We start from the raw sequence: 13,411 nt of genomic DNA, 5'->3' as shown, positions 1-13,411 counted from the left end.
GAGCCTGCTCGCGATGGTCGTTAACGATGACGCTGGCATCCTGAGTAAACGCGGCGTCTTTGAGTTTTTCGCGAGCAAGCTCGCTCCTACAAAGAGCCCGTTCTCAGGTTAATTTGAAAACAATAAAAGGTGCAGCCATGCCCGCTATCCGAATTGGCATCAACCCGATCTCCTGGAGCAACGACGACCTTCCGGCCCTGGGTGGCGAAACGCCCCTGAGCACCGCGTTGAGCGAAGGCAAGGAAATCGGCTACGAAGGTTTCGAACTCAACGGCAAATTCCCCAAGGACGCCAAGGGCGTCGGCGATGTATTACGCCCCTATGACCTGGCGCTGGTTTCCGGCTGGTATTCGAGCCGCCTGGCGCGGCGTTCGGTGGCTGAGGAAATTGACGCCATCGGCAGTCACGTCGAACTGCTGCGCGAGAATGGCGCCACAGTGCTGGTCTACGGCGAAGTCGCCGACTCAATCCAGGGTTCACCGATCCGGCTGATCGAGCGCCCGCGTTTTCACAGCGAGCAGGCCTGGCAGGAATACGCCGAAAAACTCACGCAATTGGCGCGTTTCACCCTGTCCCAGGGCGTGCGTCTGGCGTACCACCACCATATGGGCGCCTACGTCGAATCCCCTGAAGATATCGACAAACTGATGAGCCTTACCGGCCCCGAAGTCGGCCTGCTGTTTGATTCGGGTCACTGCTACATGGGCGGCGGCGAGCCCATCGAAGTGTTGCGCAAGCACATCGATCGCGTCTGCCACGTGCATTTCAAGGACGTGCGCAAGCCGGTGGTGCAACTAGCCCGCAACAACATGTGGAGTTTCCCCGACTGTATCATCAACGGCACCTTTACCGTGCCGGGCGACGGCGACATCGACTTCGCCGCGCTGCTGGACGTACTGCTGGCCGCCAACTATCACGGCTGGCTGGTGGTGGAAGCCGAGCAAGACCCGGCGGTGGCGCCCAGCTACGCCTACGCAAAAAAGGGCTACGACACCTTGCGTGAACTGCTGAGCGCCGCTCTTGTGAAAGGGAGTGCCGGACAATGAGCCTGTTAGTCAAAAGCAACCAACGTGGGCAGACCATGGTTGAGCTGGAGCCGGGCCGCCTGGAGTACGTGGGTTTTACCGCCTACCGCTTGAGCCTTGGCGAAACCCTGCCGGTCAGCGCTGGCGATAAAGAGCTGTGCCTGGTGCTGCTCAGCGGTCGCGTGAATATCCAGGGCGAAGGCTTCAACTGGGAAAACCTCGGTGATCGCCAATCGGTGTTCGAAGACAAGTCACCGTTCGCCGCTTACCTGCCGCCGGGCAGCACCGCTCAGGTGAGCGCCTTGAGCGACGTGCAAATCGCCGTCTGCGCCGCCCCAGGTTCCCCGGCTGCCGGTCTCGTTCCACGGCTGATCCGCCCCGAACAGTGCAAGCGCAGCGTGCGCGGCAAGGGAGCCAATACGCGCTACGTCTGCGACATCCTGCCAGACACCGAGCCGGCCCATTCCCTGCTGGTGGTGGAAGTTCGCACGCCGTCCGGTCACTCGTCGAGCTATCCGCCCCACAAACACGACACCGACGACTTGCCGCATCAGAGCTTTCTTGAAGAAACCTATTACCACCAGATCAACCCGCCACAGGGTTTTGTGTTCCAGCGGGTCTACACCGATGACCGCAGCATCGACCAGGCCATGGCCGTGGAAAACAGCGACCTGGTGGTGGTGCCCAAGGGTTATCACCCGGTCAGCGTGCCCTACGGCTACGAGTCGTATTACCTGAACGTGATGGCTGGGCCCAAGCGCGCCTGGCACTTCCATAACGACCCGCAGCACAGCTGGCTGCTGGACCTTTAACGACTTCGACGGAGAACAACAATGAGCAACGCCCAGGTGATCGGCCATTACATCAACGGCCAGGTGCAGGACAGCGGTAGCGAGCGGTTCAGCAATGTCTTCAACCCGGCCACTGGCGAGGTGCAGGCGCGAGTCGGGCTGGCCAGCCAGAAGACCGTCGACGAAGCGGTGGCCTCGGCCTTGAAGGCATTCCCGGCCTGGTCCGAGCAATCGTCCCTGCGCCGCTCGCGGGTGCTGTTCAAGTTCAAGGAATTGCTCGACCTGCACCATGACCAGTTGGCCGAGATCATCAGCCGCGAACACGGCAAGGTGTTCTCCGACGCCAAGGGCGAAGTGACCCGTGGCATCGAGATTGTCGAGTACGCCTGCGGCGCGCCGAACCTGTTGAAAACCGATTTTAGCGACAACATTGGCGGTGGTATCGACAACTGGAACCTGCGCCAGCCTTTGGGTGTGTGCGCCGGCATCACGCCGTTCAACTTCCCGGTAATGGTGCCGCTGTGGATGATCCCGCTGGCCCTGGCCACCGGTAACTGTTTCATCCTCAAGCCCTCCGAGCGTGACCCGTCCGCCAGTTTGTTGATGGCGCAATTACTGACCCAGGCCGGCTTGCCCGATGGCGTATTCAACGTGGTCCAGGGCGACAAGAGCGCGGTAGACGGCCTGTTGCAGCACCCCGATATCGAGGCGATTTCCTTTGTTGGCTCCACGCCCATTGCCGAGTACATCCACCAGCAGGCCACCCAGCGCGGCAAGCGCGTGCAGGCCTTGGGTGGCGCGAAGAACCATATGATCGTGATGCCCGACGCCGATCTGGACCAGGCAGCGGATGCCTTGATCGGCGCGGCGTACGGCTCGGCCGGCGAGCGTTGCATGGCGATCTCCATTGCCGTGGTGGTGGGCGATGTCGGTGACAAGCTGATTGACAAATTGCTGCCGCGTATCGACCAGTTGAAGGTCGGCAACGGTATGCACAAGGACAGCGAAATGGGGCCGTTGGTCACCGCTGAGCACAAGGCCAAGGTGGAAGGCTTTATCGACCAGGGCGTGGCCCAGGGCGCGAAGCTGATTGTCGATGGCCGGGGCTTCAAGGTGCCGGGTGCGGAGGGTGGCTTTTTTGTCGGCGCGACCTTGTTCGATAACGTCACGACCGAGATGAGTATTTACCAGCAAGAGATTTTTGGCCCGGTGCTGGGCATTGTGCGAGTGGCGGATTTTGCCAGCGCCGTGGCGTTGATCAATGCCCATGAGTTCGGTAACGGCGTGTCCTGCTTTACCAGCGACGGCGGCATCGCCCGTGCCTTTGCCCGCAACATCAAGGTCGGTATGGTTGGCATCAATGTGCCGATCCCGGTGCCGATGGCCTGGCATTCGTTTGGTGGCTGGAAACGCTCGCTGTTTGGCGACCACCACGCCTATGGCGAAGAAGGTATTCGTTTCTACAGCCGCTACAAAAGCGTGATGCAGCGTTGGCCTGACAGCATTGCCAAGGGTCCTGAATTCAGCATGCCAACCGCCAAGTAATTTTTTCGAGTGTGGAGCACAACAACAATGAACTCGCCTCTACGTTTCGCCCTGAACCGCATGGTCGCCCCCAGCCTTTCCCTGCCGGAGTTTATCGAGCTGGCGGTGACCTTGAAATGCGACGCCATCGAGATCCGCAACGACCTTGCGGGCATCGAGATTGAAGACGGCACGCCTGCCAGTCGCGTGCGCGAGTTGTGCGCGGTGCACGGCATCACCGTGCTGTCGATCAACGCCCTGTACCCCTTCGATGTATGGAATGACGAGCGCCGCGCCCAGGCGGTGAAGCTGGCGACCTATGCCCGCGAATGCGGCGCACAGGGCCTGGTGATGTGCCCACTGAACGATCGCGCTGATTCGCGCAATGAGGCCCAGCGCGCGGCGGGTTTGCGCACGGCGTTGAGCGAACTGGCGCCGATCCTGCGCGAATACGGGATTCTGGGCTTCATCGAGCCTTTGGGCTTCGAGGAATGTTCCTTGCGGCGCAAACAGACGGCGGTGGACGCGATCAAGTCCATGGGCGGCCTGGATGTGTTTCGCCTGGTGCATGACACCTTTCACCATCACCTGGCCAGCGAGCATGAGTTTTTCCCGGAATTGACCGGGTTGGTGCATATCTCCGGCGTGGAAGATGCCGAGGCACCGTTGGCGACCATTCGTGACGGCCATCGAGTGCTGGTAGGCGAGGGCGATATCCTCGGCAACGCGGCGCAGATCGACACCTTGCTCAGCACCGGCTATAGCGGCTACCTGTCGTTTGAGCCGTTTGCCGAGAGCGTGCACGGCCTGGCAGATATCAAACAGGCGCTGGGGGCGAGCATGGCCCATCTAAAACAATCTCTGGCCTGACCCAGATCCCCTGTAGGAGCGAGCAATCTCACTCCTACAGTTTATTTTTTGTGCAGGGGGCAGCATGACTACCACACGATTGACCATGGCCCAGGCCTTGGTAAAGTTCCTCGACAACCAGTACATCGAAGTCGATGGCGTGCAGAGCAAATTCGTCGCCGGGATCTTCACGATTTTCGGCCACGGCAATGTGCTGGGCCTGGGCCAGGCACTTGAGCAGGACAGCGGTGACCTGGTGGTGCATCAGGGCCGCAACGAGCAGGGCATGGCCCATGCCGCCATCGGTTTTGCCAAGCAGCACCTGCGGCGCAAGATCTACGCCTGCACCTCTTCGGTTGGCCCCGGCGCCGCCAATATGCTCACCGCTGCGGCCACCGCCACGGCCAACCGCATCCCGTTGCTGTTGTTGCCCGGCGATGTCTACGCCAGCCGCCAGCCCGACCCGGTGCTACAGCAGATCGAGCAGTTCCACGACCTGAGCATCAGCACCAACGACGCCTTCCGCGCCGTCAGCAAATACTGGGACCGCATCAACCGCCCCGAGCAGTTGATGAGCGCGGCGATCCACGCCATGCGTGTGCTTACCGACCCCGCCGAAACCGGCGCCGTGACCCTGGCCTTGCCGCAAGATGTGCAGGCTGAAGCCTGGGACTACCCCGACTATTTCCTGCAAAAGCGCGTGCATCGTATCGACCGCCGCCCGGCGACCGAAGCCATGCTCGGCGACGCGATCGCGGCTTTCAAGGGCAAGCGTAAACCGCTGATCATCTGCGGTGGCGGGGTCAAGTACTCTGGCGCCAATGCTGCGTTGCAAGCCTTTGCCGAACGCTTTGACATTCCCTTCGCGGAAACCCAGGCGGGCAAGAGCGCCGTGGTCTCAGCCCATCCGCTGAACCTCGGCGGTATCGGCGAAACCGGTTGCCTGGCGGCGAATCTGCTGGCCCCGGAGGCCGACCTGATCATCGGCATCGGCACTCGCTACACCGACTTCACCACCTCATCGAAGTCATTGTTCAAGCATCCCGAGGTGCAGTTTCTCAACCTCAATATCAGCCCTTGCGATGCGTTGAAACTGGACGGTGTGCAGCTGCTGGCGGATGCCAAGGTGGGCCTGGAGGCTTTGTCCGAAGTCTTGGGCGACTACCGCTCCAGCTGGGGCGATCAACCACGGGACGCCAAGGCGCAGTTGAATGCCGAAGTTGACCGCATCTACCAGGCCCAATACCAGAGCGAAAACTTCGTTCCGGAAATCAACGACCACATGGACCCGGCCGTGCTGCGCGAGTTTATCGAGCTGACCGGCTCCTGCCTGACTCAAAGCCGCGTGCTGGGCGTGCTCAATGAAACCCTGGCCGACGACGCAATCATCGTTGCCGCCGCCGGCAGCCTGCCCGGTGACTTGCAGCGCAGCTGGCGCAGCAAGGGCGTGAATACCTATCACGTCGAGTACGGCTATTCGTGCATGGGTTATGAGGTCAACGCCGCCTTGGGCGTCAAGCTGGCCGAGCCTGAGCGTGAGGTGTACGCATTGGTGGGCGATGGCTCCTACATGATGCTGCACTCGGAGCTGGTCACCTCGATCCAGGAGCGGCGCAAGATCAATGTGGTGCTGCTGGACAATATGACCTTTGGTTGCATCAACAACCTGCAAATGGAGCACGGCATGGACAGCTTCGGCACCGAGTTCCGTTTCCGCAACCCCGAGAGCGGCAAGCTCGACGGTGGTTTTGTGCCGGTGGACTTCGCTATGAGCGCGGCGGCCTATGGCTGCAAAACCTACAAGGTCAGCACCGTGGAGCAGTTACAGGCGGCGTTGGCCGATGCGCGTACGCAAACCGTGTCGACGCTGATTGATATCAAGGTTCTGCCCAAAACCATGATTCACAAATACCTGTCGTGGTGGCGGGTCGGTGTGGCGCAGGCGTCCACCAGCGAGCGCACCGACGCGGTGGCAAAAACCCTCAATGAACGCTTGGCCAAAGCCCGGCAGTACTGATAAAGGAGTCCTTACATGTCTTTGAAACTTGGTGTTATCGGTACTGGCGCCATCGGCCAGGATCATATCCGTCGTTGCAGCCAGACCTTGCTCAACAGCCAGGTCGTCGCCGTCACCGACATCAACCTTGAGCAGGCCGCCAAGGTCGTCGCCGACTTGAAACTCACCGCCGAGGTCTACCCCGACGGCCACGCGCTCATCAACTCGGCGCAAGTCGAAGCGATCCTGGTCACTTCCTGGGGGCCGAGCCACGAAGAGTTCGTGCTGGCCGCCATCGCCGCCGGCAAGCCGGTGTTCTGCGAAAAACCCCTGGCGGTGACGGCCGCAGGCTGCCTCAAGATCGTCGAGGCCGAAGTGGCCCACGGCAAGCGTCTGGTGCAGGTGGGTTTCATGCGCCCCTACGACCAGGGCTATCAAGCCTTGAAAGCGGTGATCGACAGCGGCCAGATCGGCGAGCCGTTGATGCTGCACTGCGCTCACCGCAACCCTACCGTGGGCGAGAACTACAAGACCGACATGGCGATCACCGACACCTTGATCCACGAGTTGGACGTGTTGCGCTGGTTGCTGGCCGATGACTATGTGTCGGTGCAAGTGGTGTTCCCGCGCAAGACCAGCAAGGCTCACGGGCATCTGCGTGACCCGCAGATCGTCCTGCTGGAAACCGCCAAGGGCACGCGCATCGACGTGGAAGTGTTTGTGAACTGCCAGTACGGCTACGACATCCAGTGCGAAGTGGTGGGGGAGACCGGCATCGCCAGGCTGCCGGAACCTTCCCAAGTGCAACTGCGCAGCGGCGCCAAGCTGTCCAATGCGATTCTGATGGACTGGAAGGACCGGTTTATTGCGGCCTATGACGTTGAGTTGCAGGCATTTATCGACGGCGTGCGCGCTGGGCAGGTGGGCGGGCCATCGGCGTGGGATGGTTTTGCGGCGGCGGTGGCGGCGGATGCGTGCATCGAGGCGCAAAACAGTGGGCAGATTGTGAAAGTCGGCCTGCCAGAGCGCCCACATTTCTACGGCTGATCATAGGAGAATCTATCCATGCGTATCGCCCTGGACCCTTACATGTACCGCCACCTGCCCCTGGGCAAGATGGTCGATAAAGTCGCCGAACTCGGCTACCAGCACATCGAACTTTCACCCCGGGAGGATTTCCTCCCGTTCTACAAAGCCGCTCGGGTCGACCGGGCGCGGATCAAGGAATTTCGCAAGGCCCTGAGCGACACCGGTGTGCAGCTTTCATCCCTGCTGCCGATGTACCACTGGGCCGCCGCCGATGAAGGCTTGCGCGTCGCCGCCGTGCGCAACTGGAAGCGCGCGATTCAGATTGCCGTGGAAATGGACTGTGAGCTGGTCAATACCGAGTTCACCGGCCAGTCTGACAACCCGCTGGTGTGCGAAAACCAGTTCATGCGTTCCATGGACGAACTGATGCCCGAGTTCGAGCGCGAAAGCATCAAGCTGGATATCCAGGCTCATCCCTATGACTTTTGCGAGCGCAACAACGAGTCAGTGGACATCATTCGCGGGCTGGATCGCGACTGGATCAACTACTTGTATGCCGCGCCCCACACCTTTTTCTACGACGACGGCAAGGGTGATATCGCCTCGATGCTCAAGTACGCGGGCTCCAAGCTTAGCCACCTGATCATCGCCGACACTTACAACCACCGGGCGTCCTCCAACTTGCGCTACATCGTCAACCCGCCGGGCGTCACTGCCACCGTGCATCAACATCTGGATATCGGCCAGGGCGAGGTGAACTGGGACGCGTTTTTCGGCACCTTGCGGGAGATCAAGTTTGATGGCATCGCCACGGTCTCGGTGTTCGCCTGGGAAGACCGGCCGGATGAGTCCAACCGGATGATGCTGGAACGGGTGACCCGCGAACTTTGCCAATAAAGGAATCGACCCATGCGAATCGGACTAGTCGGATACGGCCACGGTGGCCGTTTTTTTCACGCACCGCTGATTGCCAGTCTGCCGGGAGCAACCTTTGTCGGTGTTGTCACCCGTTCACCCGAGCGGCGCCAGCAACTGGCGACCGAACACCCTGAGGTCAAGGCCTTCGACAGCATCGAGCAGATCGTTGAGGCCGGTGTCGACGCCTTGGTGATCTCCACCACACTCAAAGGTCGCCCAGCGCTGGTACTGGAAGCGATCGAACACGGTGTGGCGGTGGTCAGCGACAAACCGTTCGCCAGCAATGCCGCCCAGGCGGGGGCCTTGATTACTGCTGCCGAGCGTCAGGGCGTGTTGCTGAGCGTCTACCAGAATCGGCGCTGGGACTCGGATTTCCTCACCCTGCGCAAGCTGATCAACGCCGGCGCCCTGGGCACCATCACCCGCTTTGAATCCCGAGTGGAGCGTTACAACCCCGCGTCCGTGGGCAATGCCAGTGGCGGCGGGTTCCTGCGTGACCTTGGCAGCCATCTGGTGGACCAGGCGATGCAATTGTTTGGCTCGGTGGATCGGGTCTTCGCGCAATTGCACTACAGCGCTGAACACCCCAGCCTCGACCATGGCTTCTTTGTTTCCCTGACCCACGCCAACGGGGTGATCTCGCACCTGTGGGGCAGCGCCCTGCAAAACAGCCAGGCGCCGCGTTTTCGGGTTAACGGCAGCGCAGGCTGTTACACCGTTGAAGGCCTGGATGGTCAGGAAGACGCGTTGATGGCCGGCAAAACCCCGAAAACCGAGGGTGAGCACTGGGGCGCGGAAGAACACCGACGCTGGGGCTGGTTCGAACAAGGTCCGGAGCGTGAGCGTGTGCCCTCGGAAAAGGGTTGCTGGAACCAATTCTATCGCCAGCTGCAAACCGCTGTTCAAGGCCAGGGTCCATTGCCGGTGGATGCCCGTGATGCCTTGGAGACCACCCGTGTGCTGGACGCCGCACGGCTCAGCGCCGAGCGTCAACAAGTAGTGGAAATGGCCGCTGTCGAGGGTTATGGAACAAAAATAGAATAAAATTCTAAAACTTGTTGATGTGGAAATTATTTTCCAATAAAGTCATTTCCAGGTTGCTCATAGTGACGTCCCGATCTGCCGTTGAGGCGGTGGAGGACGACTCAACAAAAACAAGACACAAAAACAACCAGGTACCGTCAGATGAAAATCTTCAACGCTGCACTGCGAGTTTTACACTCTGCCTTCCCGCCCCGCGATGTGCCCCGTGCACGGCCGCTGTATTTCTCCTTCCTTAATGTCCTTTGCGTCGAAAGCAAGGGCGCCCTGGTGTGCTGCATTCCGGGGGCGCCGATTGTTCGGCTGCCGTCGCCAAAATAATGCTCTGAAAAACGCAACGTCCAAAAAACCAACAAGAAATTGGAGACAGACCGTTCATGAAGACCAATATCCGTTTTGCCTCGCTGGCCCTGTCCATGATGCTTGCCAGTGGTGTGGCCACGGCCGCCGACATCAAGGTCGGTGTGAGCATGTCGCAGTTCGACGACACCTGGCTGACCTACCTGCGTGAGGACATGGACAAGCAAGCCAAGTCCTATCCCAAGGGTGAAGGCGTACAACTGCAGTTCGAAGACGCCCGCGCCGATGTGGTCAAGCAGCTCAGCCAGGTAGAAAACTTTATCAGCCAGAAGGTCGACGCCATTGTGGTCAACCCGGTAGACACGGCGTCCACCGCAAGAATCACCAAAGCGGCGGTCGACGCCGGTATTCCGCTGATTTATGTCAACCGCCGCCCTGACCAGAAGGACCTGCCCAAGGGCGTGGTCACCGTGGCTTCCGATGACGTAGAGGCTGGCCGCCTGCAAATGCAATACCTGGCCGAGAAGATGGGCGGCAAGGGCAACATCGTGATTCTGCTGGGGGACTTGGCGAATAACGCCACGACCAACCGCACCAAAGGTGTAAAAGAAGTCTTGGCCAAATACCCGGGCATCAAGATTGAACAGGAGCAGACCGGGATCTGGCTGCGGGACAAGGGCATGACGCTGGTGAACGACTGGGTGACCCAAGGCCGTAAATTCGACGCGGTGGTTTCCAACAATGACGAGATGGCCATCGGTGCTGCCATGGCCCTGAGAACTGCGGGTGTCGAGAAAGGCAGTGTGCTGATCGGCGGTGTCGACGGTACGCCGGACGGTTTGAACGCGATCACCAAGGGTGATATGGCGGTCTCGGTGTTCCAGGATGCCAACGGCCAGGCTGTCGGTTCGGTGGAGGCGGCGGTCAAAATGGCCAAGAACGAGCCGGTCGAGCAGAACCTTTTGGTGCCGTTCAAATTGATCACCCCGGACAACGTTAAAGATTTCAAATAGTCCTTCACTTAATAACAACAATAAGCCGGCAGGGCGCCACGGCAGCCCTGCTGATGGAGTACCCGATATGTTCGCTCAAGCGACTGCTTCGCAGGCCCCGCTGGCCGGTATCCAGCCAACGGCGCTGGAAGAACCCTACCTGCTGGAAATCGTCAATATCAGCAAAGGTTTTCCCGGTGTCGTAGCCCTGGACGATGTGCAACTGCGGGTGCGTCCGGGCTCGGTGCTGGCGCTGATGGGCGAGAACGGCGCGGGCAAGTCGACGCTGATGAAGATCATCGCTGGCATCTACCAGCCGGACTCCGGTGAAATCCGCCTGCGGGGCAAACCGATCGTTTTCGACACGCCGCTAGCGGCATTGCAGTCGGGGGTCGCGATGATCCACCAGGAACTCAACCTGATGCCCCACATGAGCATCGCCGAGAACATCTGGATCGGCCGCGAACAGCTCAACAGCCTGCGCATGGTCAATCACCGGGAAATGCACCGCTGCACCGCGCAGTTGCTGGAGCGCCTGCGCATCAACCTGGACCCGGAGGAGCAGGTCGGCAACCTGAGCATCGCCGAGCGGCAGATGGTGGAAATTGCCAAGGCGGTGTCCTACGACTCCGACATCCTGATCATGGACGAACCCACCTCGGCGATTACCGACAAGGAAGTCGCCCATCTGTTTTCGATCATTGCCGACCTCAAGTCCCAGGGCAAAGGCATCATCTACATCACCCACAAAATGAACGAAGTGTTTGCCATTGCCGATGAAGTGGCAGTGTTTCGCGATGGCGCCTATATCGGCCTGCAGCGGGCCGACAGCATGAACGGCGACAGCCTGATCTCGATGATGGTGGGCCGTGAGCTGAGCCAGCTGTTCCCGGAGCGCGAGAAACCCATTGGCGATTTGCTGTTGTCGGTGCGCGACCTGCGTCTGGACGGTGTGTTCAAGGGCGTGTCTTTTGATCTGCATGCCGGCGAGATCCTCGGCATCGCCGGGCTGATGGGGTCGGGTCGTACCAACGTGGCAGAAACCATTTTCGGCATCACCCCCAGCAGCGGTGGCGAAATCCAGCTCGACGGCCAGGTGGTGCGCATCAGCGACCCGCACATGGCCATCGAGAAAGGCTTTGCGCTGTTGACCGAGGACCGCAAGCTCAGTGGCCTGTTCCCTTGCCTCTCGGTCCTGGAAAACATGGAAATGGCCGTGATACCGCATTATTCGGGCAACGGCTTTATCCAGCAGAAAGCCCTGCGGGCGCTGTGCGAAGACATGTGTACGAAGCTACGGGTGAAAACCCCGTCCCTTGAACAGTGCATTGATACTCTCTCCGGTGGCAACCAGCAGAAGGCCTTGCTGGCCCGCTGGCTGATGACCAACCCGCGCTTGCTGATTCTCGACGAACCCACCCGTGGTATCGACGTTGGCGCCAAGGCCGAGATTTACCGGCTGATTTCCTACCTGGCCAGCGAAGGCATGGCAGTGATCATGATTTCTTCGGAGCTGCCGGAAGTGCTGGGCATGAGCGACCGGGTGATGGTTATGCATGAAGGCGACCTGATGGGCACCCTGGACCGCGCTGAGGCGACCCAGGAAAAAGTCATGCAACTGGCTTCCGGTATGACGGCGGTCCACTAACGAACACAGCGCGCGAGCCTGCGGTTGGCTGGCGCAACGGAATAAAAAAGGTGAGTGGTTATGAACGCGATACTGGAAAACCAATCTTCGGAAAAAAAGCCGGCGGAAAACAAACCACTCACGGCGCCGGTCAAGAGCCGTCGGCGGTTCCCCACGGAACTGAGCATCTTCCTGGTGCTGATCGGTATCGGCCTGGTGTTCGAAGTGTTCGGCTGGATCGTCCGTGACCAGAGTTTTTTGATGAACTCCCAGCGCCTGGTGCTGATGATCCTGCAAGTGTCGATCATCGGGTTGCTGGCGATTGGCGTGACGCAGGTGATCATCACCACCGGTATTGACCTGTCTTCCGGCTCGGTATTGGCGTTGTCGGCGATGATTGCCGCCAGCCTGGCGCAGACGTCCGATTTTTCCCGGGCGGTGTTTCCGTCGCTGACCGACTTGCCGGTGTGGATTCCGGTGGTAGTGGGGTTGGGGGTCGGGCTACTGGCGGGGGCGATCAACGGCAGCATCATTGCCATCACCGGCATTCCGCCGTTTATTGCGACGCTGGGCATGATGGTCTCGGCCCGTGGCCTGGCTCGTTATTACACCGAAGGCCAGCCGGTGAGCATGCTCTCGGATTCCTACACCGCCATCGGCCATGGCGCGATGCCGGTGATCATCTTTCTGGTGGTGGCGGTGATTTTTCACATTGCCCTGCGCTACACCAAGTACGGCAAATACACCTACGCCATCGGCGGCAACATGCAGGCGGCGCGTACGTCGGGCATCAACGTCAAGCGTCACCTGATCATCGTCTACAGCATCGCCGGCTTGCTCGCCGGGTTGGCGGGCGTGGTGGCATCGGCCCGGGCGGCCACCGGGCAGGCCGGGATGGGCATGTCTTATGAGCTGGACGCGATTGCCGCTGCGGTGATCGGCGGCACCAGCCTGGCGGGCGGGGTAGGGCGCATCACCGGCACCGTGATCGGCGCGCTGATCCTCGGGGTGATGGCCAGCGGGTTCACCTTTGTCGGGGTGGATGCCTATATCCAGGACATCATCAAGGGCCTGATCATCGTGGTGGCGGTAGTGATCGACCAGTATCGCAACAAGCGCAAACTAAAGCGCTGAAGAGCTGCGACACGCTGCAAGTTATAAGCTGCAAGCCATGTGAAGCTTGCAGCTTGTCGCTTGCAGCTTAATGCTTATAGCTGCCCGATTGAATTTCTTGCTATAAACGCACTCCGATAACTGCCTGCCGAGCCCGTCCTGGTGCCTTTTGGGGAAGTGTCGGACAAATTGCCTGTCATTTCAGT

11 protein-coding genes are annotated in these 13,411 nt (G+C 60.1%); all 11 read left to right on the top strand.

Translation table 11 applies throughout. The annotated features are described in order from the left end of the window. Positions 1-137 precede the first annotated feature (137 nt). The 11 genes from iolE to AAEZ06_RS14335 all read left to right on the top strand — a co-directional run bounded on the left by iolE (position 138) and on the right by AAEZ06_RS14335 (position 13,226). Positions 138-1,046, top strand: a complete 909-nt coding sequence (gene iolE, locus AAEZ06_RS14385; protein WP_149412713.1) for a myo-inosose-2 dehydratase — start codon at positions 138-140, stop codon at positions 1,044-1,046. Then, positions 1,043-1,837 carry a 5-deoxy-glucuronate isomerase gene (iolB, locus tag AAEZ06_RS14380; RefSeq protein ID WP_149412712.1) on the top strand — a complete coding sequence of 265 codons (795 nt, stop codon included), beginning with the start codon at positions 1,043-1,045 and terminating at the stop codon, positions 1,835-1,837. The genes iolE and iolB overlap by 4 nt, the downstream gene beginning before the upstream one ends. A 21-nt stretch (positions 1,838-1,858) precedes the next feature. Beyond that, a complete protein-coding gene (locus AAEZ06_RS14375) occupies positions 1,859-3,361 on the top strand; it encodes a CoA-acylating methylmalonate-semialdehyde dehydrogenase (protein ID WP_350614897.1) in 1,503 nt (500 codons plus the stop codon). Positions 3,362-3,388: 27 nt separating this feature from the next. Then, positions 3,389-4,210, top strand: coding sequence for a TIM barrel protein (locus AAEZ06_RS14370; RefSeq protein WP_149412710.1), 822 nt, complete (start codon positions 3,389-3,391; stop codon positions 4,208-4,210). 64 nt (positions 4,211-4,274) lie between these two features. Beyond that, on the top strand, positions 4,275-6,206 hold the full coding sequence (gene iolD / locus AAEZ06_RS14365; protein ID WP_149412709.1) for a 3D-(3,5/4)-trihydroxycyclohexane-1,2-dione acylhydrolase (decyclizing): 1,932 nt from the start codon (positions 4,275-4,277) through the stop codon (positions 6,204-6,206). Between the two features lie 15 nt (positions 6,207-6,221). Continuing rightward, on the top strand, positions 6,222-7,232 hold the full coding sequence (gene iolG, locus AAEZ06_RS14360) for a bifunctional inositol 2-dehydrogenase/D-chiro-inositol 1-dehydrogenase (RefSeq protein ID WP_149412708.1): 1,011 nt from the start codon (positions 6,222-6,224) through the stop codon (positions 7,230-7,232). Positions 7,233-7,250: 18 nt separating this feature from the next. Further along, positions 7,251-8,111, top strand: a complete 861-nt coding sequence (locus tag AAEZ06_RS14355; RefSeq protein ID WP_149412707.1) for a sugar phosphate isomerase/epimerase family protein — start codon at positions 7,251-7,253, stop codon at positions 8,109-8,111. Between the two features lie 12 nt (positions 8,112-8,123). Beyond that, positions 8,124-9,176 carry a Gfo/Idh/MocA family protein gene (locus AAEZ06_RS14350; protein WP_149412706.1) on the top strand — a complete coding sequence of 351 codons (1,053 nt, stop codon included), beginning with the start codon at positions 8,124-8,126 and terminating at the stop codon, positions 9,174-9,176. Between the two features lie 374 nt (positions 9,177-9,550). Continuing rightward, the gene (locus AAEZ06_RS14345) at positions 9,551-10,486 is read left to right on the top strand and encodes a sugar ABC transporter substrate-binding protein (protein WP_149412705.1); all 936 of its coding nucleotides are present in this window, start codon (positions 9,551-9,553) and stop codon (positions 10,484-10,486) included. 67 nt (positions 10,487-10,553) lie between these two features. Then, positions 10,554-12,113 (top strand): sugar ABC transporter ATP-binding protein, encoded by a 1,560-nt coding sequence (locus tag AAEZ06_RS14340; RefSeq protein WP_149412704.1) that lies wholly within the window; start codon positions 10,554-10,556, stop codon positions 12,111-12,113. A 60-nt stretch (positions 12,114-12,173) separates the two neighbouring features. Further along, the gene (locus AAEZ06_RS14335; RefSeq protein WP_178114411.1) at positions 12,174-13,226 is read left to right on the top strand and encodes an ABC transporter permease; all 1,053 of its coding nucleotides are present in this window, start codon (positions 12,174-12,176) and stop codon (positions 13,224-13,226) included. Positions 13,227-13,411 lie beyond the last annotated feature (185 nt).

The organism is Pseudomonas sp. HY7a-MNA-CIBAN-0227 (assembly GCF_040310325.1).
In the GTDB taxonomy this organism is placed as follows: Bacteria; Pseudomonadota; Gammaproteobacteria; order Pseudomonadales; family Pseudomonadaceae; genus Aquipseudomonas.
The sequence above is the reverse complement of the archived record's forward strand: the minus strand, read 5'-3'. Positions and strand labels throughout refer to the sequence as shown.